Consider the following 21,974-nt stretch of genomic DNA (forward strand, 5'->3'; position numbering starts at 1 on the left):
CGGCCGGCGCGGAGTGGTCGGGCGCCGCCGACTGCGCCCTGGCCGGCCCGGACACGCCGGCGCGGGCCGGGGCGGCCGGCGGCCCCGGCGTCGTCGGGACCGGCGACGACCCGGTCGAGGCGGCCCCGGCCGACCCGGCACGGACCGCGTACGTCTCCTTCACCTCGGGCTCGACCGGGGTGCCCAAGGGCGTGGTCGTGCCGCACCGGGCGGTGCTGCGGCTGGCCGACGACCCGGCGCTGTTCGCCGACCGGGCGGGCCTGCGGATGATGCGGCTGTCCCCGCTGGCGTTCGACGCGTCCACGCTGGAGCTGCTGGTGCCGCTGGCCAACGGCGACACGGTGGTGGTGTTCCCGCCCGGGGAACCGACGCCCAGCGGGCTGGCCGAGTTCCTACGCGCCGCCGGCATCACCCACGCGTGGCTCACCTCGGGCGTGTTCCACCTGGTCGCCGACCACCGCCCGGACGCCTTCGCCGGGCTGCGGCAGCTCTTCACCGGCGGCGGCGTGGTCTCCCCCGCGCACGTGCGCCGGGTGCTGCGGGCCTGCCCGGGGCTGCGGGTCACCAACGGCTACGGCCCCACCGAGAACACCACGTTCACCACCACCTGGTCCGTCGACCACGCCGACGCGACGCCGGACCCGCTGCCGATCGGCGCGCCGGTGCACGGCACCGACCTGTACGTCGTCGACCCGGCGGGGCGTCTCGTCCCGCCGGGTGCGATCGGCGAGCTGGGCACGGCGGGCACGGGGCTCGCCGACGGCTACCTCGACGACGCCGCGCGCACCGACGCCTCCTTCGTCCGGCTCGGGGATCCGGCGGTGCGCCTGTACCGCACCGGGGACCTCGTGCGCTGGGGTGCGGACGGGCAGCTGCGCTTCCTGGGCCGCAACGACCGGCAGGTGAAGATCGCCGGGCACCGGGTGGAGCTGGTCGACGTCGAGCGCAGGCTGCGGGCGCGGCCCGGGGTGCGCGACGCGGTGGTGTTCACCACCGGCGACCCGGTGACGGGCGTACGCCTGTGCGCCGCGCTCAAGCCCGCCGCCGACGGCCTGGACGTGGCCGGCGTGCGCCGTGCCGTGGAGGCCGAGCTGGCCCCCTACGCCCGGCCGCAGCAGTGGGTGACCGTGGCCGAGTTCCCCCTCGACCGCAACGGCAAGGTCGACCTGCGGGCCCTGGGCGCGCTGGCCGGGGTGGCGGAGCCCGCCGCCGCGACCACCACCGCCGGGACGAGCACCGGCGCGGCGGCGGGGCAGCCGGCACGGGTCCCCGCCGCGCGCTCGGCGTCGCTGAGCGAGTTCGAGGAACTGGTGACGGGGGCCTGGGTGCAGGCGCTGGGCACCGACGACTTCGACGTCGACGAGGCGTTCTTCGACGTCGGCGGGGAGTCGCTGCGACTGGCGATCGTGCGCCGGCTGCTCCAGGAGCGGCTGGCCGGCCGGGCCATCCCGCTGACCGACCTCTACCGCTTCCCCACCGTCCAGACCCTGGCCCGGCATCTGCACGCCCAGACCGAAGGAGCAGGCGCAACCTCATGAACGGCGACATCGCGATCGTAGGCATGGCGGGCCGGTTCCCCGGCGCCGCCGACGTCTGGGAGTACTGGTCCAACGTGGTCGCGGGGAAGATCACGATCAGTGAGCTGACCCGCGGGGAGCTGCTGGCCGGGGGCGTGCCCGCGGACCAGCTCGACGACCCCGCGTACGTGCCGGCGCGCGGCGTGCTGGCCGATGCGGACCTGTTCGACGCCGCCTTCTTCGGCATCACGCCGCGGGAGGCCGAGACCATGGACCCGCAGCACCGGCTGCTGATGCAGACGGCGTGGGCCACCCTGGAGTCCGCCGGGCTGGCCACCCGGCACCCCTTCGGCCGGGTCGGCGTCTTCGCCGGGGCCGGGTTCAACTACTACGCGCTGCACCACGTGTACGCGCAGCCCGGCCTCGTCGAGACCCAGGGGCTGCTCTCGGTCGTGCTGGGCAACGAGAAGGACCATCTCGCCGCGAAGGTCGCGTACCGGCTGGACCTGGGCGGTCCCGCCGTCACCGTGCAGACCGCCTGCTCGACGTCGCTGGTGGCGGTGCACCTGGCCTGCCAGAGCCTGCGTACCGGCGACTCGGACGTCGCGCTCGCCGGCGGCGCCTGCGTGGCCGTGCCGCAGCAGGCCGGCTACCTCTACGAGACGAAGGGCATCATGTCGCCCGACGGCGCGTGCCGACCCTTCGACGCCTCGGCCGCCGGCACGGTCCCCGGCAACGGCGTCGCCATGGTGGCGCTCAAACGCGCCGAGGACGCCCGCCGCGACGGGGACACCGTGTACGCCCTCATCAGGGGGTCGGCGGTGAACAACGACGGCGGCATGAAGGTCGGCTACACCGCGCCCGGCGTCGCCGGCCAGATCGACGTGCTGACCCGCGCGTACGCCGCCGCGGGCGTCGACCCCGCCAGCGTCGGCTACCTCGAGGCGCACGGCACCGCCACCGAGGTCGGCGACGCGATCGAGCTGTCGGCGCTGACCGAGGTGTTCCGCCGGGGCGCGCGGCCGTGCTCGATCGGCTCGGTCAAGGCCAACGTCGGCCACCTCGACGCGGCCGCCGGCGTCACCGGGCTCATCAAGGCCGCGCTGGCTCTGCACTTCCGGCAGATCCCGCCGCTGGCCGGCCTCAAGCAGGCCCGGCCCGAGCTGCTCGACGGATCGACCCCGTTCACCGTGGACAGCGTGGCCCGCCCGTGGGAGGCCGACGGGCCGCGCCGGGCGGCAGTCAGCTCCTTCGGCCTGGGCGGCACCAACGCGCACGTGGTGTTGGAGGAGGCCGACGACCCGGCCGGGTCCGGTCCCGTGGCGGACGACGGTCGTACCGAGCTGATCGTGTTGTCCGGGCGCGACCCGGAGGCGGTGCGCGCGGCCGCCGAGCAGTGGAGCGAGCACCTGCGGCAGCGCCCCGACCTGGCCGTCGCCGACGTCGCGCTGACGTCGCAGACGTACCGCAGGCACTTCGCGCACCGGCTCGCGGTCGCCGCGCCGGACGTCCCGGCGGCGCTGGCCCGGCTGCGCAGGGCGCCCGTCCGCGAGGCCGCGCGCCGGCCCAGCGTGCTGTTCCTGTTCCCGGGCCAGGGGGCGGAGTTCCCCGCCATGTCGCGGGGGCTCTACGACCGCTACCCGTCCTTCCGGGCGGAGCTCGACCACGGGGCGGGGCTGCTGGCCCCGCTCCTGGGGCTGGACCTGCGCGACGTGCTGGTCGACGACGACCCGCGGGGGGTCGTGCACCGCACCGACGTCACCCAGCCCGCGCTGGCGCTGCACGAACTCGCGCTCGGCCGGCTGCTGGTGTCGTGGGGCGTGCGCCCGGCGGCGTTGATCGGCCACTCGGTCGGCGAGTTCGCCGCCGCGGCGCTGGCCGGCGAGATGGCCGCCGACGACATGCTCCGCCTGGTCGCGACGCGCGGCAGGCTGATGCAGGACGCGCCCGAGGGCGGCATGCTGGCCGTGCTCGCGTCGCCGTCCGCGGTGCAGGAGCAGCTGGCGGGCCTGGACGGCCTCGACGTGGCCGCCCGCAACGCTCCCGAGTTCACCGTGGTGGCCGGGCCGGTGGCGCAGCTCGCCGCGTTCCGGGAGCGTCTCGACGCGGTCGGGGTGCAGTGCCGGGCGTTGCCGGCGCGGCGTGCCTTCCACTCGCGGATGATGGCCGACGCGGCGCGGCTGCTCGGCGTCGAGGCCGACGGCGTCGGCCAGCACCCCCGGAGCGTCCCGGTGATCAGCACCGTCGACGGCACGCTGCTGGGCAGGGGGCTGCCACGCGCCGAGGGCTACTGGGGTGCGCAGCTGCGTAGCCCCGTGCGCTACCACGACGCGCTGCTGACCGGGCTGGGGCTGCCCGACCCGGTCCTCGTCGAGGTCGGGCCGGGCACCGCGCTGACCGGCATGGCCCGGCAGGGCGGCCAGCGGGTGCCCGGGTTCGCCCTCCAGCCCCGGTCGACGGGGCGCGCCGACGCCGGCGACGTGCTCGCCGGACTCGGTGGGCTGTGGACCGCCGGGGCGTCCGTCGACTGGGCCGCGGTGCGCGACGGGAGCGTCGCCCGGCGGGTCGCGCTGCCCACGTACCCGTTCGCCCGCACCCGGCACTGGCTCGACGCCGCGCCGCCGCGAGCGGCCGCGGCCGTCGAGGAACCGGCGCCGGAGCCCGCCGGCGAAGGCGAGAACGAGGTGGTGCGGGAGATCATGGAGCTGTGGGGCAGGATGCTCGGCTCGGCCGAGATCGGACCGGACGCGAACTTCTTCACCCTCGGCGGTGAGTCGCTGCTGTTCATCCGCATGGTCACCCAGGTGCAGCGCAGGTTCGGGGTGCGCATCCCGGTGGAGACGCTGTCGGCCGACCCCACGCCGCGCGCGCTGGCCGGGCTGGTGACGGCATGACGGGCCACGACGACCTGGTGGCGGCGGTGGCGGCCGTGCTCTGCCACCGTCTCTCGGGCGCGGCCTCGGTCGCCGTGCGCGGCCCGCGCGGCGACGCCCTGGTCCGTCTGTCCGCAGACAGCACCCTGACGGAGGTACGCGAGCAGACGCGCGGCCGGTGGTGGGGCCCCGCCGTCGACGCCGCGCCGGGCGGGCGAGTGGACGTCGCGCTGGCCGCGACGGGTGCCGCCGGGGCGTCGGCGGTGCTGGCCGGGGTGCCGGTCCGGCTCGCCCGCGACCACGGCGATCCGGCGTACCTGCAGGAGCGCCTGGACACCCTGCACGCCTGGCTCGCCGCCCATCCGGACCGGCCGGTGCGGGAGGCCGCGCTGGTCGGCCCGGTGGAGCGCAAGACGCTGCTCGGCTTCAACCCCGCGCCGACCCCCGCGCCACGCACTGCCGTGCACGAGACGATCTGCCGCCAGGCGGAGCGCACCCCGGACGCCGTCGCGCTGCGCGGCGGCGGCCGGGACCGCAGCTACCGCGAGTTCCTGGACGAGGCGGCGGCGCTGGCCGGGCGGCTGCGCGCCGAGGGCGTGGGTCCGGGGTCGGTGGTCGGCCTGTGCACCGAGCGCAGCCCCGAGATGGTGGTCGCGGTGCTCGGCGTCCTGCTGGCCGGCGGGGCGTACCTGCCGCTGGATCCGTCCCACCCGCGCCCCCGGCTGGACCTCATGCTCGCGACGGCCGACGCCGTGCTGGTGCTGGCCGACGACGCGGGGCGGGCCGCGCTGGGCCACGGCGGCGAGCCGTCCGTGCCCGTACGGCCGCTGACGGGCGGCGACCTGCCGGCCGCGCCCGTCGACTGGCGCGGCTACCGGGCCCCGGAGGAGGTGGTCGAGGGGCTGTCGTACGTCATCTTCACCTCCGGCTCCACGGGGGCGCCCAAGGGCGTGCAGATGACGCACCTGTCGCTGGCCAACCGGCTCGTGTGGATGCAGGACGCGTACCGCATCGGCCCCGGCGACGTGGTGCTGCAGAAGACGCCGTACACCTTCGACGTGTCGGTGTGGGAGCTGCTGTGGCCGTTCATGGCCGGCGCGACGCTGGTCACCGCCGAGGCGCAGGCCCACCGCGACCCGCAGGAGATGGTCGCCGTCGTCGCCCGCGAGTCGGTGACCACGGTGCACTTCGTGCCCTCCATGCTCGCCCTCTTCGTCGAGGAGGCCGGCCTGGATCGCTGCATCGGCCTGCGCCGGGTCATCTGCAGCGGGGAGGCGCTGCCGCCGAAGCTGGTCAACAAGCTCACCGGCACGCTGCCGCAGGTCGAGGTGCACAACCTGTACGGGCCCACCGAGGCCGCCATCGACGTCACCGCCTGGCCGTGCCGCCGACCCGAACCGGACGACACCGTCCCCATCGGCCGCCCGATCGCGAACGTCGCCGCGTACGTCCTCGGCGAGCGCGGCGAGCTGGCCCCGCTGGGCGTGCCCGGGGAACTGGTCGTCGGCGGCGACTGCCTGGCCCGGGGGTACGCCGGGCGACCCGACCTGACCGCCGAGCGGTTCGTCGAGGTGGCGGTCGCCGGGTGGCCGCAGCGGGTGTACCGCACCGGCGACCTGGCCTGGTGGTCGCCGGACGGGCACCTGCACTACGGCGGGCGCATCGACACCCAGGTGAAGATCCGCGGGCAGCGGGTGGAGCTGGGCGAGATCGAGTCGGTGCTCAACCGGCACCCGCTCGTCGCCAACAGCGTCGTGCTGCTGCGCGACGACCTGGGCGCCGCCGCGACCCTGGTGGCGTACGTGGTGGCCGAGCGCGACGCAGACCCGGGCGCCGTGGCCGAACCCGCGCTGCGCGCCTTCCTGGCGCGGCAGCTGCCCGACCACATGGTGCCCCTGCGGTACGTGGTCCTGCCGGAGCTGCCCGCGACCGCGAACGGCAAGGTCGACCGGCGCGCCCTGCCCGCCCCGCCGGCCCGGGTCCGCCGGCGCGCCGCGGCCGGTCCGGGCAGCCCGGCGTGATCCGCGATCCGTGGCGTTCCCGCTCGCCTTCGCCAAGGCACGTCGGGGGGCGTTCTGGTGGCCGGCGGCGGCGAGCGCGCGCCGCGCCGGCTGATTCTTCCTGGTAGCGGGCCTGGTGGCGCAGGTCGGGTGGGAGACTGGGGCGGTCGCCGAGGAGGGTCGTATGTCTGCTGGTCGTTACCTTGCGGTCGCCGGTCCGCGCGAGCTGCGCGAGGGCGAGGTGGCCGCGGCCGAGCCGGGGCCCGGGCGGGTGACTGTCGACATCACGTACACGGGGATCTGCGGCACGGACGTGCACGGTTACACCGACGGGCACATGCTGCCGCCTGCGGTCTTCGGGCACGAGTGGACCGGTGCGGTCTCGGCGGTGGGCGACGGCGTCGACGGACTGCGGGTCGGCCAGCGCGTGGTGGGCGGCGTGGGGCCGGTGTGCGGCCGGTGCCGCCAGTGCGTCGCCGGGCACGCCCGCAACTGCGACACCGTCTTCGCCGAGGCCAACGGGGTCGACGCCGACGCGCCGCCGCACGGCGCCTTCGCCACCCGGGTGCAGGTCTCGGCACGGCGGGTGGTCCCGGTCCCGGAGGGCCTCTCGGCGGTGGAGGCGGCGCTGGTGGAGCCGGCCGCCGTCACCTTCCACGCCGTGCGGCGGGTGGCGGCGGAGTACGGCGCCACCACCCTGGTCCAGGGCGCCGGCCCGATCGGGCTGCTCACCGCCCAGCACGCGCGCAACGCCGGGGCAGGGCCGATGATCATCTCCGAGCCTTCGGCGGCGCGGCGCGCGCTGGCGGGCCGGCTCGGCTTCGCCCACGTGGTCGAGCCCGCCGAGCTGCGGGCCGCGCTGGACGAACTCACCGCGGGCCTGGGCGCCGACGTCGTGTACGAGTGCAGCGGCGTACCGGCGCTGTTCCAGCCGTCGGCGGAGCTGGTGCGCCGGGGCGGGACGCTCGCGTTGCTCGGCTATCCGCTGGAGGACTCGAGCGTCAGCTACGGCGACTGGCAGAGCCGCGAGCTGACGGTGATCGGGTCGCTGGCGTACCACCACGAGGACTTCGTGGGCGCCATGCACGCGATCGCCGCGCGTCGCATCGACGTGGCGGCGCTGCACACGGGCACCTTCGGCCTGTCGTCGCTGAAGGACCTCCTCGAGGAACTCGACTCGGGCCGCAGCGAGCACACCAAGGTGCTGATCGACCCGAACCAGGCCTGATTCGGCCGGTGGCGCGGCTGCGCCGGGTCAGTGCGGGAACGCCCGGGGCGTTCGTCGCTCGACCTCCTCGCGGAACTCGTCGATGCGGGACGCCACCTGTCGTATGCCGACCGTGTGCTCCAGCCGGTCGAGGTAGAGCGAGCGGCGGGCCAGACCGTCGAGGTAGAAGCTGAAGTAGATCGCCATCAGCGGGTTGACGAACAGCGTGCTGCCCCGGGTGCGGCGGGTCACGTGCACGTCCCCGTCGGCGCCGCGGATGGCGGCGGCGATCTGCCCGTGCACGATGCTGGGCCGCAGCGGCGTGGCCGCCTGCCCGTACGCGACCGCGTCCCGGTAGAGCCGCGCCTCCCGGCTGGCGCCGGGGATGGACAGCGCCCCGAGGTACGCGCCGTCGCGGTCGAGGGCGGCGATGTTCTCCAGCACCTGGGTGTGGTTCACCCCGTGGTACGCGTCGATGCCGAACCCGAGGCACGTCACCAGCTTCACCGGCACGTCCAGACCGGCGACCGCGGCGAGGCTTGTCATGTCCTCGACGGGGGTGCCGAGGCCGGCCTCGTCGCCGCGCATGAGGATGTCGGTGCCCCCGTCGACCAGCACCACCGCGTCCACGCCGAGCTCGTCGACCAGATGCCGGTAGGCGTCGCGCAGCGGCTTCACGCCCACCCGAGGGAAGGCGTACACGGTGCACGGCTGGTCGTTGGCGGCGAGCCAGCGGGCCAGCGCCCGCTCCGGGAAGTAGTCGTCCGGACCGGCGGTGTCGGGGGCGACGGCGGCGACGTCCTGCGCCGCCCAGGCGTCCAGGTCGAGCGTTTCGAGCGGCGTGAAGGAGAGGTTGGCCAGGTGCACGGTCCGACCGGCGTCGCGTAACGCGACGGCCAGCGGAATCGCGGCGTACACGTCGAAGCCGCCACCCGCCCCGGCGATCAGCACGGTGCGGGCCGGCTCCAGCGCGGCGAACAGCGGCGGTACGGCCAGCGACGGCATCGGGCCTCTCCTCGGGGTGACGGCCGCAGGGGCTGCGGGCAGGCGGGCGGGACCGGCGTGCGCCGGGAGTGGCCGGTCAGAACAGGGTCGACGGTCCGACCGGCTCCGGTTCCGGCAGCGGCTCGACCCCGGGCAGGCGCGCCCGCACCTCGTCGTGGAAGCGGCGGGCGAGTTCGAGCGCGTCGGCGTTGTCCGGGGTGTGCACGAACACGGTCGGCGAGCGGCCCTCGCGCAGCCAGCCGGTCACCACGTCGAGCCACGGCCGCCAGCCCTCGACGGTGCGTGCGGGATCGTCCCGGCCGAGGTACCGCACGATCGGCCGGTCGGTCAGCGCGCGGGTGCGCAGCGGGGTGCGCGGCTTCCTGGTCCACGCCTCCCGTTCCGCGTCGCTGGTCGGCGGGGTGCGGAAGAACGCCGTCGTGTCGAAGGGCACCCATTCCGCGCCGACCGTGCCGAGCGCCTCCTCCAACGTCCGCGCCGCCCGGGGGTCGTCGAAGAACGCGGGATGGCGCACCTCCACGGCGTACCGGTGGGCGGTGGGCAGCCCGCGCAGGAAGCGGGCCAGCACCGGCACGTCGGCGGGGCCGAACGAGCCCGGCAGCTGGATCCAGAGGGCGTGGGCCCGCGGGCCGAGGGGTTCGACGGCATCCAGGAAGGCCCGCAGTTCCGCGTCGGCGCCGGTGAGCCGGCGTTCGTGCGTGACGACCTTCGGCAGCTTGGGCAGGAACCGGAAGTCGGGGTCGGTCTGCCGCGCCCACGACGCGACCGTCTCGCGGCCGGGGGTCGCGTAGAAGGTGGTGTTCCCCTCGACGGCGGTGCACCAGCCGGCGTACGCGCGCAGCCGCTCGTCAGCCGGCAGCGGGTGCGCCAGGAAGCGCCCCTGCCAGGACTTGTGCGTCCACATGGCGCACCCCACGTGCAGGCGCATCGGATCCTCCCACCGCTCGACGGCCCGACGCGGGGTGACCCGCGCCGCCGGTACGGTATCCGGCCGCGCCAGCGCGGGCGAGTCCACGCACGGTTCGGGGGTGGAACGGGTTCCCGCCGGTGCCGACTGTGGACGTCGCGCAGCACGCCGATGGGCGGGACGAAGTCACGCTAAGTGAGACGGCTCGACATCACAGGGTGGGCGGGCCGTCTAGAGTCGGTTGCTGATACGTATTACCATCTCTGCTTCTCGCATGTTGCTCGACCCGGGCGAGTCTTGTCAAGGGGTCGACCGCCGGCTCCGGCGACGCGGCCCGTCGGTCCTCGCGGAGGCCACCCGCCCGGAACGGCGGGGCCGGCCTTTCGGAGCTAATCCGCATTACTCCAGGGACTTCATCTCGGCGAAATCTCTGCGCCTCCCCCTTGACACGAGCGGGTTCGGCCGGCCAGGCTCCTCCCCAGCGCCGAGCGCTAATACGCATTAGCCGCCCTGGAAGGACCGATGGTGCCCCCTACACCCCGACGCGTCACTCAGCGTGACATCGCCCGCCTGGCCGGCGTCAGCCAGGCGACCGTGTCGCTGGTGCTCAACAACCGGGCCGACGCCGACGTCCGCATCGCGCCGGAGACCCGCGACCGGGTACTGCGGACCATCGCCGAGACCGGGTACGCCGCCGACCCGGTGGCCCGCAGGCTCGCGGCACGGTTCAACCGGATCATCGGCGTCTTCACCTACGAGCCCGCCTTCCCCAGCGGCAGCCGCGACTTCTTCCACCCCTTCCTGCTGGGCATCGAGGAGTACGCGGAACGGGCCGGCTGCGACCTGCTGCTGTTCACCAGCGCCCCGGTGGTCGACGGCCGGCGGCGCATCTTCCACCAGGACAACCGGCTCCGCCTGGCCGACGGGTGCATCCTGCTCGGGCGGGAGATCGACGCCGCCGAGTTGCACCGGCTCAACCGCGACGGCTTCCCGTACGTCGCCGTCGGGCGCCGCGACGACGCCGGCGGCCCGGTGCCGTACGTCGGCGCCGACTACGCCGCGGCGGTGGGCGAGCTGGTCGGCCTGGCCCTCACCCGCGGCCACCGGCGCCTGGCCTACCTGAACACGGAGCTGACCGCGGAGTCCTCGGCGGACCGGCGGCGCGGGTTCGTCGCTGCCGCGACGGCCGCGGAGAGCGCCCGGCACCTGACCACCGTCGGCCGGGACGCCGAGGCGATCCTCGACGACCTGCTGGCCGAGGGCACCACCGTCGCCTTCGTCGAGGACTTCGCCACCGCCGTGGCGCTGGCGCTGGCCACCCGGCGGCGCGGCCTGAGCGTGCCCGGCGACCTGTCGATCCTGACCCTCGGCGACCCGACGGTCCCGGTTCCCACCGACCTCGCGTTCACCGGATTCCGCATCCCCCGCGAGGAGATGGGTCGGCAGTCGGTCGAGGTGCTGGCCAGCGTCATCGACGGCAGCGCCGTCGGCGTCCAGCAGCGGCTCCTGCCCTGCGAACTCGTCGAGGGCGACACCCTCGGCACCCCTGATCGGCGGTCCACCGCAGCTGAGCGGTGACCGTGCAACCCGGAAGGAAGCAAGTGGTACAGATGCGTGCGGACGTCCTCGTCGTCGGGGGCGGGCTGGGCGGGGTGGCGGCGGCGCTCGCCGCGGCCCGGGCCGGCCGGTCGGTCATCCTGACCGAGGAGTTCGACTGGCTCGGCGGGCAGCTCACCAGCCAGGCGGTCCCGCCGGACGAGCACTCCTGGATCGAACAGTTCGGGGCCACGGCGAGCTACCGGGCCCTGCGCACCGGGATCCGCGACTACTACCGCCGGCACTACCCGCTCACCGAGCGGTCCCGGGCCTGGACCGACCTCAACCCGGGCGCCGGCTGGGTGAGCCGGGTCTGCCACGAGCCCCGGGTGGCCGTCGCCGTCATCGAGCAGATGCTCGCGCCGTTCCTCGGCTCCGGCCGGCTGACCGTGCTCCAGCCGTACCGGCCGGTCGCCGCCGAGACCGACGGGGACCGGGTGGTCGGGGTGACCGTGGCGCACCGCGACCGGGACGAGCGGATCGACCTCGTCGCGCCGTACATCCTCGACGCGACGGAGACCGGCGAGCTGCTGCCGCTGACCGGCACCGAGTACGTCACCGGCTTCGAGTCGCAGGCCGACACCGGCGAGCCCAGCGCGCCGGCCGAGGCGCAGCCGATGAACATGCAGGCCGTCTCCGTCTGCTTCGCCCTCGACCACGTCGACGGCGACCACACCATCGAGCGGCCGGCGAACTACGACTTCTGGCGCGACTACAAGCCGGACTTCTGGGGCGACCGGCTGCTGTCCTGGCGGTCGCCGCACCCGCGCACCCTGGAGATCGTCGAGCGCAGCTTCACGCCCAACCCGGACGACGACCCGCTGGCCGTCAACGCCGACCAGCGGCTCAACCCCGGCGACGGCAACCTCTGGACGTTCCGGCGCATCGCCGCCCGGCGCAACTTCACCGACGGCGCGTACGACAGCGACATCACGCTGGTGAACTGGCCGATGATCGACTACTTCGAGGGCCCGGTCATCGACGTGCCGAACGCGTCGTGGCACCTGAGCAAGGCCCGCGAGCTGTCGTACTCGGTGCTCTACTGGATGCAGACCGAGGCGCCGCGGCCCGACGGCGGGACCGGCTTCCCCGGCCTGCGCCTGCGAGGCGACGTGACCGGCAGCCGCGACGGCCTGGCCCAGGCGCCCTACATCCGGGAGTCGCGCCGCATCCGGGCCGAGTACACGGTGGTGGAGCAGGACCTGTCGCTGGCCGTGCGCGGCGAGCACGGCGCGGTCGCCTACCCGGACTCGATCGGCGTCGGGATGTACCGCATCGACCTGCACCCCTCCACCGGTGGCGACAACTACATCGACGTCGGATCCTGCCCGTTCGAGATCCCGTTGGGCGCGCTGATCCCGCAGCGGGTCGAGAACCTGCTCCCGGCCGGCAAGAACATCGGCACCACCCACATCACCAACGGCAGCTACCGGCTGCACCCGGTCGAGTGGAACGTCGGCGAGGTCGCCGGCCTGCTCGCCGACTTCTGTCTGGCGCGGGGCGAGTCCCCGCGCGCGGTCCGCGGCACCCCCCGCCTGCTGGCCGACTTCCAGGACCGCCTCACGGCGGCCGGCGTGGAACTGCGCTGGCCCCAGGTCGCGGGCTACTGACCACCCCCTCTAGGAGAAGATCATGAAATTGGGAAAGGCTGTGCGCGGTGTCGCGGCGACACTGGCCGGTGTCCTCGCGCTGAGCGCCTGCGGTGGCGGCGACGAGGCCGGGGAAAAGGGTCCGGCCAGTCTGCGGATGACCGTCTGGTCCGCCAACGAGGCGCACCTCAAGCTGTTCAACGAGATCGCCGACGAGTACCGCAAGACCCACCCGGACGTCGCGGCGATCACCTTCGACCCGCTGCCGTTCGAGAACTACACCACCACCCTGACCACCCAGATCGCCGGGGGCAACGCGCCCGACCTGGCCTGGGTGTTCGAGAACTCGGCCCCCGACTTCGTCGCCTCCGGCGCGCTGCTGCCGCTGGACGAGAAGCTCAAGAAGACCGAGGGCTACCAGTACGACGACCTCTCCCCCGCCACGCTCAAGCTCTGGCAGAACGAGGGCAAGCTGTACGCGTACCCGTTCTCGACCTCGCCGTTCGGGGTCTTCGTCAACACCGACATGCTCAAGAAGGCCGGGCAGAAGACCCCGGCCGAGCTGATCGCCGCCGGGCAGTGGAACTGGGACACGGCGCTGACCGTCGCCGGCGCTACCGCCGGCGCGACCGGCAAGGCCGGCCTGGTGATCCGCGACTTCGACTACAAGGGCTGGGACAACCTGTCGACCGTCTGGACGGGTTGGGGCGCCCAGGCGTGGAGCGAGGACGGCAAGTCCTGCGGCTTCGCCGCCCCGGAGATGGTCGAGGCCATGACCACCCTGCACAAGGCGATCTTCACCGGCAAGGCGCTGCCCGGCCCGGGTACGACCGCCGACTTCTTCGCCGGTGACGCCGCGATGACGGTCACCCAGATCTCCCGCGCCTCGCTGCTGAAGCCGGACGGCTTCGGCTGGGACCTGGTGCCGCTGCCGGCCGGGCCGAAGGGCAACTACTCCGTGGTCGGTCAGGCCGGCGTCGGCGTGATGAAGAAGAGCAAGAACGCGGACGCGGCGGCGGACTTCCTCGCCTTCCTGACCAACCCCACCAACTCGGCCAAGCTGGCCCAGTTCTTCCCGCCGCCGCGCCAGTCGCAGCTCACCGCGGAGACGCTGGCCAAGACGAACCCGACGCTGAAGCCCGAGCAGTTGCAGAAGGTCGTCATCGACGGCATCACCAACGGCGTGGTCAAGCCCAGTCACGCCGGGCAGGCCGAGCTCAGCCAGCAGGTGCGCGCCGGGCTCGACCCGCTGTGGAAGGCGGACGCGGACGTCAAGGCCGTCCTCGACGGTGTCTGCACCAAGATCCAGCCGCTGCTGGCGAAGTAGGGCAGCCTGACCATGTCCCAGACGGACACGACGGTGGGCGGGGTCGAGGCCCCGCCCACCCGGGACCGGTCGCGGCCGTACTGGACCAGTCGCCGCCGCGACCAGCTCACCGGTTACCTGTTCATCGCCCCGCAACTGCTCGGCAGCGCCGTCTTCGTGATCCTGCCGCTGATCCTGGTGGTCTGGTACAGCCTGCACGAGTGGAACGTGCTGGCCGGCACGTTCGAGTTCGTCGGCACCGAGAACTACGCGAACCTCGCCGACGACACCAACCTCGGCTCGGTGCTGCGGGCCACCGGCCTGTTCTCGGTCGGGCTGGTGGTGTTCAACCTCGGCCTGGCCCTGCTGCTGGCCGTACTGCTCAACCAGAAGCTGCGCGGGACGATCGTGTTCCGCACCCTGTTCTTCTCCCCCGTGGTCGTCTCGCTGGTCGCCTGGACCATCGTGTGGGGGTTCCTGCTGCAGGACAACGGCGGCGTGAACGGCCTGCTCGACACGATCGGCGTGGACGGGCCGAACTGGCTGCGCGGCGAGGGCACCGCCATGTTCTCGGTCGTCGTGGTCCAGGTGTTCAAGAACGTCGGCCTCAACATGGTGCTCTTCCTGGCCGCGCTGCAGGGCGTGCCGGCCGAGCTGTACGAGGCCGCCGAGGTCGACGGGGCGAGCCGGCTGCGCCAGTTCTGGCGGATCACCGTGCCGATGATCAGCCCGACCATCCTGCTCACGTCGATCATCACGGTGGTCGGGTCGTTGCAGGTCTTCGCGCAGATCGCGGTGCTCACCCAGGGCGGCCCCGGCACCTCGACCACCGTGCTCGTCTACTACCTGTACCAGCAGGCGTTCCAGTTCCACCACTTCGGTTACGGCGCCACCCTGTCGATCGTGCTGTTCGTCATCGTGCTCGCGCTCACCGTGCTGCAGTGGCAGATGCGTAAGAGGTGGGTCCACCATGAGTCGTGAGCTGTCGTCCCGGACCAAGCTGCTGCTCTACGGGGTGCTGATGGTCCTGGCGGTCCCGTTCGTCTTCCCGACCTGGTGGATGGTCACCTCGTCGCTGAAGCCGGTGTCGGACATCTTCGCCTTCCCGCCGAAGCTGCTGCCGGTCGACGCGGAGCTGGACGCGTACCGGCGGGTGTTCGAGCTGCAGCCGTTCGGCCAGCAGTACCTGAACAGCCTCTACATCGCGCTGGTGGTCACCGTCGGCACCCTGGCGGTGGCGGCGCTGGCCGGGTACGCGTTCGCCCGGATCCGCTTCCGTGGCCAGAACGTGCTCTTCCTGGTGATCCTCGCCGGCCTGCTCATCCCGAGCGAGGTGACGATCGTGCCGCTGTTCCAGATGTTCTTCAAGCTGGGGCTGGTCGACACCCACTGGCCGCTGATCCTGGTGCCGATCCTCGGCGCGCCGAGCGTGCTGGCGACCTTCATCATGCGGCAGTTCTTCATCGCTCTCCCCGGTGAGCTGGAGGAGGCCGCCCGGGTGGACGGGCTGGGCAGGTTCGCCACCTTCTGGAAGATCGCCCTGCCGCTGTCGCGGCCCGCGCTGGGCGCGGTCGCCATCTTCACCTTCCTGCACAGCTGGAACCTCTACCTGGAACCGATCGTGTTCCTCTCCTCGCCGGAGAAGTTCACCCTGCCGCAGGCGCTCACCCAGTTCGTCGACGCCTACGGCGGCCCGATGTGGAACGTCCAGCTCGCCGCGGCGTCGATGACCGCGCTGCCGGTCCTGGTGGTCTTCGTCATCGCGCAGAAGCAGTTCGTCGAGGGGCTGGCGCACACCGGGCTCAAGGGATGACGGTGGCGGCTGCCCGGGTCGGCCTCGACATCGGCGGCACCAAGACGGCGGCGGCGCTGGTCGCTGTCGACGGGCAGGTGCTCGGGCGTCGCCTGGCGCCCACCCCGGCCGGGTCGGGGCCGGCCGCCGTGCTGGACACCGCCGCGCGGCTCGCCCGGGAACTGCTCGATCCGGGCGGCGCCGTCGCGGTCGGCGTGGGCACCGCCGGCACGCTCGACCCGGCCACCGGCACCGTCCGGTACGCCACCGACAGCCTGCCCGGCTGGGCCGGCACGGCGGTCGGCGACGAGCTGGCCGAGCGGCTGGCCCGACCGGTCCGGGTCACCAACGACGTCAACGCCGCCGCGCTCGGCGAGAGCTGGGTCGGCGCCGCCCGGGACCGGCGGGATCTGCTGCTGGTCGCGGCCGGCACGGGCCTGGGTGGCGCGCTGCTGCAGCACGGCCGGATCTCGACCGGCGCCCGGGGCGGCGCGGGCGAGGTGGGGCACCTCCCGGCGCCCGGCGCGGAGCGGCTGCGCTGCGGGTGCGGCCGGTACGGGCACCTGGAGGGCATCGCCTCGGGCACGGGACTGTCCGCCGCGTACGCCCTCGTGACCGGCGTGCGGATCGCCGGACGGGCCGTGGCCGAGCGGGCGGCGGCCGGCGAACCGTCCGCCCGTGCGGTGGTGGACCGCGCCGCCACGGCCCTCGGCCGGGTGCTGGCGGGTCTGGTCGCCCTGCTCGACCCGCAGGCCGTGGTGCTGGCGGGCGGGGCGGGCGACGCCCTGTTCCCTGGCGCCCGCGCCGCCTTCGCCGACGAGCTGCCCGCCGCCTGGGCGGACGTGCCCCTGCTCCCCGCCGCGCTGGGCGCCGACGCGGTCGTCGTGGGCGCCGCCCGACTGGCCGCTCACGGCCCGCCGGCGGGCAGCGACACCGCCGTGGCCACCGACGAGAGGACGAGAGCGTGAACGTGTTCGACGAGCTGGCCGGCGGCCTCGTGGTCTCCTGCCAGCCGGTGCTCGACGACCCCGACGACCCGATGCGCGACCCGTACGTCCAGGCCCGGGTGGCCGCGGCGGTGGTACGCGGCGGCGCGGTGGCCGTCCGGGCCAACGGCACCGCCGACGTCCGGGCGATCCGCGCCGCCGTCGACGTGCCGATCATCGGGTTGCACAAGCACGGCGTCGACGGGGTGTTCATCACCCCGACGGCGGCGCACGCGCTCGACGTCGCCGCGGCGGGCGCGCACATCGTCGCCGTCGATGCCACCGACCGCCCCCGCCCGGACGGGCGCGGCTTCGCCGACACGGTCCGCGCGCTGCGGGAGCGCACCGACGCGCTGGTCCTCGCCGACGTCTCCACCGTCGAGGAGGGCGTGGCCGCCGTGCGGGCCGGCGCGGACGCCGTCGCGACCACTCTCTCCGGCTACACCCCGGCCAGCCCGCCGACCGACGGACCGGACCTGACGCTGCTGGCCCGGCTCGCCGGCGTGCTGTCCGTGCCGGTGATCGCCGAGGGTCGCTACCGCAGCGCCGAACAGATCGGGCAGGCCTTCGCGGCCGGCGCCCACTCGGTGGTGATGGGCAACGCCGTCACCTCGCCGCTGTGGATCACCCGTCGCCTGGTGCCGGCCACCCCGGCGGGGGCGCGGCTCACCTGACAGCGGGGGCTTGGCTCACCTGACGGCGCGTGGCCGGGTGCGCTGCGGCGCCGCGGCGGTGGTGCCGGGCACGACGGCGCAGGGCAGGCTGCGTTGCAGGGCGGCGGCGCCCGGCGCCGGACCGACCAGCTGCTCGAAGAGCAGTCGCACCGCTCCCGCGCCCATCTGCTCGCGGGGGATCCGGAAACCGGTCCAGTCGATGTCACCGCAACTGCCGTCCTCGGCGTCGCCGAGCTGGGCCAGCGACAGGTCCCCGGGAACGGACATCCCCCGGGCCAGCGCCGCCGCCCGGATCCGCGGGGCCAGCCCGGACGGCCAGACGACCGCCGCGGTGAGCCCGTTGTCGTCGAGCAGGTCGAGCGCCTCGCCGCCGGTCAGCCCGGCGCCGTCCAGCACCACCGGGCGGCTGCGGGCGGCGCGTACCGCCTGGTGGTAGCCCTGCGCGCGGTCGGCCGACGGCTCGTCCCGGCGGAGGTCGCCGAGGAACCCGACCCGCTCGTGGCCGAGGGCGAACAGCCGCTCGACCACCTCGCGGGTGGCGGTCACGTAGTCGGCGCCGACGTACGGCACGATGCCGGCGTCGGACTCCCGTCGACCGATGAAGGCAAACGGGAAGTCGCGGCCGAGCAGGTCCGCCAGGTCACGCTTGTCGTCGTGGCGTCCGAGCAGGACGCAGCCGTCGGCGACGCCGAGCCGGCGGGAACCGTCGCCGAGCAGGCGCCGCCCCTGCCGGGACGGGGTGCTGGTGAAGAAGAGCAGGTCGCAACCGAGCTCCTCGGCCTGCGCCTCGACCCCCACCAGGAACGGGTGGTAGAAGTCCCGGCTGTCGCGCGGGAAGACGGGCTCGTAGGTGAAGACGCCGATGATCCGGGTGCGTCCCCCGGCCAGGCGTTGGGCGGCGGGGTTCGCGACGTAGCCGGTCATCCGGATGGCGTCGAGCACGCGTTGACGGGTCTGCTCACCGACGCGTCGGCGCCCCGTGTCGCCCCCCTTGAGGATCAGTGACACGGTCGCCTGGCTGACCCCGGCGAGCCGGGCGACGTCGGCCTGGGTGGCCCGTCCATTGGTGCCTGGCATCGTCGTCACCTCCGTGTCCCGGCCGCTGGCCGGGGCCCGCTCCCGCGCCGTCGCCCCGGCTGGTCATGCGCATGACCACGCGATCGCACATGGCGACGTCTCGGGAGCGGGCTGCCGTGAATGATCAGCCCGCCGGCCGTCGCAAGTCAATGTTACGCGGGGGTTCCACTTTCTGGCGGCCCGGCTCTTGACAGCGCGGGCCTGCGGAAACATTCTGGTTATGCGCATGACCACATGATCGCCGACCGGTCCCGACAGGGGCAGGAAAGGCGTACCGATGATCCAAGCTCCACCCCGGCGGGCAGCCGGCCGCCGACCCCCAGTGGGCCGGACACGGGTCGGCGTGCTGGCCGGTTTCCTCCTCCTGGCCGCCACGGCCGTGGCGCCGGCGGTCGCCGCCCCGCCCGCGGCAGCCCCCACCCGACCGGCCGCCTCGACCTCCGTCTACCGGAGCATGCCGACCGACCCGACCGCCGTCGTCCTCGGCAGCGCGCGGTTCCCGGTGCACGGCGACGGCGTCGGCGACGACACGGCCTCGGTGCAGGCAGCCGTCGACGAGGCCTCCCGCCGGGGCGGTGAGAACTGGCTGGGCAACATCGTCGGCGGGGCACGCAACGTCACCGTCGGCGACGGCGGCGGCGTGGTCTTCGTGCCCCAAGGGCGTTACCGCCTCTCCCGGCAGGTGGACCTGCACGCCTCGGTACGCCTGATCGGGTTCGGCGCCGCGCGGCCCGAGTTCGTCCTCGGCGAGTCCACCCCCGGCTTCCAGGACGGCAACCAGTCCTTCCTCTTCGCCGCGCTGCGCCGGCCCTTCCAGCCCGGCGCGGCCCGCAGCTTCGGCAACAACGACACCTTCGGCACCGGCCTGGTCAACCTGGACATCCGGATCGAGCCCGGCAACCCCGCCGCCGTGGCCGTACGCTTCAGCGGCGCGCAGATGTTCGTGCTCCAGGACCTCGACATCCACGTGGGTACGGGATACGCCGGGATCGACCACAACGCCAACCTGATCCAACGGGTCAACGTGTACGGCGGCACGGTCGGCATGCTGGCCTTCGCCGCCTCGCCCGGCTGGCAGACCACCCTGCTGGACACCACCTTCACCGGGCAGCGCGAAGCAGCCGTCAAGCTGCACACGGACAGCAAGCTGAGCCTGATCCGCAACCGCTTCGTCGACTCGCCGGCCGGCATCGTCGCCACCGCGAACCAGACCCAGCGCCTCTACGTGCAGGACTCCGTCTTCGAGAACATCAGCGGGGCGGCGATCACCCTCAACGACAGCGAATCCGTCGCGGGTGGCGGCGAGCCGGAACTCTTCCGCGCCCAGAACCAGCTCAACGTGGTCGACACCGGGGTCACCGGGACCGGCGCGCTGCTGACCACCGTGCCCAGCGGACGCACCTGGGTCGGTCCCGGCCCGTCGTACCTGGTGCGGGACGCCACGCTCGGGCTCCGGGTCGACGACGCGCTCGGCGACACCGAGCGGCGCACCGACGGCGTCCTGGTCTCCGCGACACCGGCCGCACCGGCGAGCTTCGCCCGGCTGTTGCGCACCGACGCGCCCCTGCCCCCGGCCACCGGCGGCTGGGTCGACATCGTCGAGTACGCCGCCGCCAGGGGCGTCACGGTCGGCACCGGCACCGGCGACGACCACGCGATCTTCCAGCGGGCCCTCGACGAGCACGACACCGTGTACGTGCCGATGGGGCGGTACCTGATCGGCGACACCCTGCGGCTGCGGCCGCAGAACGACCTGATCGGCCTGCATCCCCGCCAGACCTGGCTGAAGCTGCCGGAGAGCGCCGCCGGATTCACCGACGCGGACCGCCCGAAGGCGATGATCCAGACCCCGCCCGGCGGGCGGAACCAGGTGACCGGCCTCGGCCTGGACTCCGCGCAGCAGACCGCGGGCTCGGTGCACGTGCACTGGCGCTCCGGCGCGCAGAGCTACCTCGCCGACATCGCCACCCAGTTCGTCAAGTGGCACCCGGAGCAGACCGCGCCCGGCGACCCCGGCGCCGGTGATCCCGGCTACCAGTACCGGGGCCGGCACAAGTACAGCTTCTGGGTGCAGGGCGGCGGCGGGACCTTCGCCAACATCTGGAGCGTCGCCGGCTGGGCCGACAACGGGTTCCTCGTCGAGGACACCTCGGTGCGCGGCCGGATGTACGAGGTCTCCGTCGAGCACCACGAGCACCGCGAGGTCGTGCTGCGCCGCGTCCGCAACTGGCAACTGCACGCGCTGCAGACCGAGGACCACATCTACGGCTGGCGCTCCCAGGCCGTCGAGCTGGACGACGTGCACGACGTCCTGTTCGGCAACACGGTCTTCTTCCGGGTGGCCACCGTGCAGGGTCCGTACCCGTACGCGGTGGGGCTGCGCGACAGCAGCGGGATCGTGATCCGGGGCACCCGGGGCTACCGGCCGGACAACGTGGCCAACACCCGGTGGGGTGCCACCGTCGCCGACGTGGCGACCGGCCGGACCGTGCCCGAGATCGAGGTGGCGTACCTCGGGGTCGGGGTGACCGGCAGGACGCCCGGACCGGCCGGCGCCCACGTCGCGCTGGACGCGCCGGAGATCCGGGTACTGCCCGGCCGCGCCGGCGACACCGTGCTGCGCGTACGCAACGACGGCCCCGGCCCGGTCACCGCCCTGACGGTCGACGTCGACGCGCCGGCCGGCTGGCAGGTGCGGGCGCGGCCGGACACCACCCGGCTGCCCGCCGGCGCCACCACGCCGGTCACGGTGGGCGTGCGGGTCCCCGCCGACGCGGTGACCGACGGCACGGTCCGGTTGACCGTCGCGTTCACCCGGGCCGGCCACCGGCAGGAGATCACGCAGACCCTGCGGGTGGGCGTGGCCGGGGAGAACCTCGCCCGGGGCGCCACCGTGCGGGCCAGTTCGGTGCTCTCCGGCAACGTCGCCGCCAACGCGGTGGACGGTGACCGGACGGGAGCCCGTTGGATCTCCGGCTCGGCCGACCCGGCGCCGACGCTCACCCTGGATCTCGGTGGGCCGGCGCAGCTCCAGCGGCTCGACCTCTACAGCGGGGTGGCCGGCTCGGAGAGCCTGCGGGTGCGGGCGTTCCGCGTGGAGGCCCTGCTCGACGGGGCCTGGACGACCATCGGTTCGGCCGGGGCCAACACCGCCAGCCCGGCCCGGGTCGACCTCGGCGGCGCGCCGGCCGGGATCCGACAGGTCCGGCTCGTGTTCACCGAGCCCAGCCCGACCGACGGGTTGGCCCGGGTCTTCGAGGTGGAGGTCCACGGCCTGCGCTGACGCTCAGGCAACGTGCCCGGGGCAGCGGACCGTCAGCGCCCCGGGCACCGCCCGCACCGTGCGCCTGGAGACCTACCCCGCACCCCGCCCCACCCGGGCGGGGGTCGCCGGCTCGTCGCCCGCCGCGCTGCTCGCGCGCACCGCCGCGCCGGCGCGCCGGCG

General features: G+C 74.2%; 15 protein-coding genes. 12 read left to right on the forward strand and 3 right to left on the reverse strand.

Going from position 1 to position 21,974, the window contains the following annotated elements; genetic code table 11:
- The 4 genes from V6U77_RS21840 to V6U77_RS21855 form a co-directional block, all read left to right on the forward strand.
- Positions 1–1,538 (forward strand): non-ribosomal peptide synthetase (locus V6U77_RS21840; RefSeq protein ID WP_334608381.1); only part of this gene is annotated, 1,538 nt, incomplete at its 5' end.
- The gene (locus tag V6U77_RS21845; protein WP_334608383.1) at positions 1,535–4,411 is read left to right on the forward strand and encodes a type I polyketide synthase; all 2,877 of its coding nucleotides are present in this window, start codon (positions 1,535–1,537) and stop codon (positions 4,409–4,411) included. The genes V6U77_RS21840 and V6U77_RS21845, both read left to right, overlap by 4 nt.
- A complete protein-coding gene (locus tag V6U77_RS21850) occupies positions 4,408–6,411 on the forward strand; it encodes an amino acid adenylation domain-containing protein (RefSeq protein WP_334608385.1) in 2,004 nt (667 codons plus the stop codon). The genes V6U77_RS21845 and V6U77_RS21850 overlap by 4 nt, the downstream gene beginning before the upstream one ends.
- A gap of 163 nt (positions 6,412–6,574) precedes the next feature.
- Positions 6,575–7,618, forward strand: coding sequence for a zinc-dependent alcohol dehydrogenase (locus V6U77_RS21855; protein ID WP_334608387.1), 1,044 nt, complete (start codon positions 6,575–6,577; stop codon positions 7,616–7,618).
- 27 nt (positions 7,619–7,645) lie between these two features.
- Here V6U77_RS21855 and V6U77_RS21860 read toward each other — a convergent pair whose 3' ends face one another.
- Both V6U77_RS21860 and V6U77_RS21865 read right to left on the reverse strand, forming a co-directional pair.
- Positions 7,646–8,602 carry a DUF1152 domain-containing protein gene (locus tag V6U77_RS21860; RefSeq protein WP_334608389.1) on the reverse strand — a complete coding sequence of 319 codons (957 nt, stop codon included), beginning with the start codon at positions 8,600–8,602 and terminating at the stop codon, positions 7,646–7,648.
- Positions 8,603–8,678: 76 nt separating this feature from the next.
- Entirely contained in the window at positions 8,679–9,506 is an 828-nt protein-coding gene (locus V6U77_RS21865; RefSeq protein WP_334608434.1) for a DUF72 domain-containing protein, read from the reverse strand.
- A 528-nt stretch (positions 9,507–10,034) separates the two neighbouring features.
- Between V6U77_RS21865 and V6U77_RS21870 the strand changes: the two genes are divergently transcribed.
- Genes V6U77_RS21870 through V6U77_RS21900 form a run of 7 tightly spaced genes read left to right on the forward strand, consistent with a single transcriptional unit; the run spans position 10,035 to position 17,452 of the window.
- Positions 10,035–11,087: a LacI family DNA-binding transcriptional regulator gene (locus V6U77_RS21870; RefSeq protein ID WP_442934478.1), complete on the forward strand. Its 1,053-nt coding sequence runs from the start codon at positions 10,035–10,037 to the stop codon at positions 11,085–11,087.
- Between the two features lie 32 nt (positions 11,088–11,119).
- On the forward strand, positions 11,120–12,715 hold the full coding sequence (locus tag V6U77_RS21875) for an FAD-dependent oxidoreductase (RefSeq protein ID WP_334608391.1): 1,596 nt from the start codon (positions 11,120–11,122) through the stop codon (positions 12,713–12,715).
- A gap of 22 nt (positions 12,716–12,737) precedes the next feature.
- On the forward strand, positions 12,738–14,021 hold the full coding sequence (locus tag V6U77_RS21880) for an ABC transporter substrate-binding protein (protein ID WP_334608392.1): 1,284 nt from the start codon (positions 12,738–12,740) through the stop codon (positions 14,019–14,021).
- Between the two features lie 12 nt (positions 14,022–14,033).
- Entirely contained in the window at positions 14,034–14,981 is a 948-nt protein-coding gene (locus tag V6U77_RS21885; RefSeq protein WP_334608393.1) for a carbohydrate ABC transporter permease, read from the forward strand.
- Positions 14,971–15,813 (forward strand): carbohydrate ABC transporter permease, encoded by an 843-nt coding sequence (locus V6U77_RS21890; protein ID WP_334608394.1) that lies wholly within the window; start codon positions 14,971–14,973, stop codon positions 15,811–15,813. Before V6U77_RS21885 ends, V6U77_RS21890 begins: the two co-directional genes overlap by 11 nt.
- 2 nt (positions 15,814–15,815) lie before the next feature.
- A complete protein-coding gene (locus tag V6U77_RS21895; protein WP_334608396.1) occupies positions 15,816–16,760 on the forward strand; it encodes an ROK family protein in 945 nt (314 codons plus the stop codon).
- Positions 16,757–17,452 (forward strand): N-acetylmannosamine-6-phosphate 2-epimerase, encoded by a 696-nt coding sequence (locus V6U77_RS21900; protein WP_334608398.1) that lies wholly within the window; start codon positions 16,757–16,759, stop codon positions 17,450–17,452. The genes V6U77_RS21895 and V6U77_RS21900 overlap by 4 nt, the downstream gene beginning before the upstream one ends.
- 15 nt (positions 17,453–17,467) lie before the next feature.
- Here the strand turns inward: V6U77_RS21900 and V6U77_RS21905 are convergent, their stop codons facing one another.
- A complete protein-coding gene (locus V6U77_RS21905; RefSeq protein WP_334608399.1) occupies positions 17,468–18,529 on the reverse strand; it encodes a LacI family DNA-binding transcriptional regulator in 1,062 nt (353 codons plus the stop codon).
- 322 nt (positions 18,530–18,851) lie between these two features.
- Between V6U77_RS21905 and V6U77_RS21910 the strand changes: the two genes are divergently transcribed.
- A complete protein-coding gene (locus V6U77_RS21910; RefSeq protein WP_334608401.1) occupies positions 18,852–21,812 on the forward strand; it encodes a glycosyl hydrolase family 28-related protein in 2,961 nt (986 codons plus the stop codon).
- Positions 21,813–21,974: the final 162 nt, after the last annotated feature.

Source organism: Micromonospora sp. CPCC 205546 (assembly GCF_036902715.1).
Classification (GTDB): domain Bacteria; phylum Actinomycetota; class Actinomycetes; order Mycobacteriales; family Micromonosporaceae; genus Micromonospora.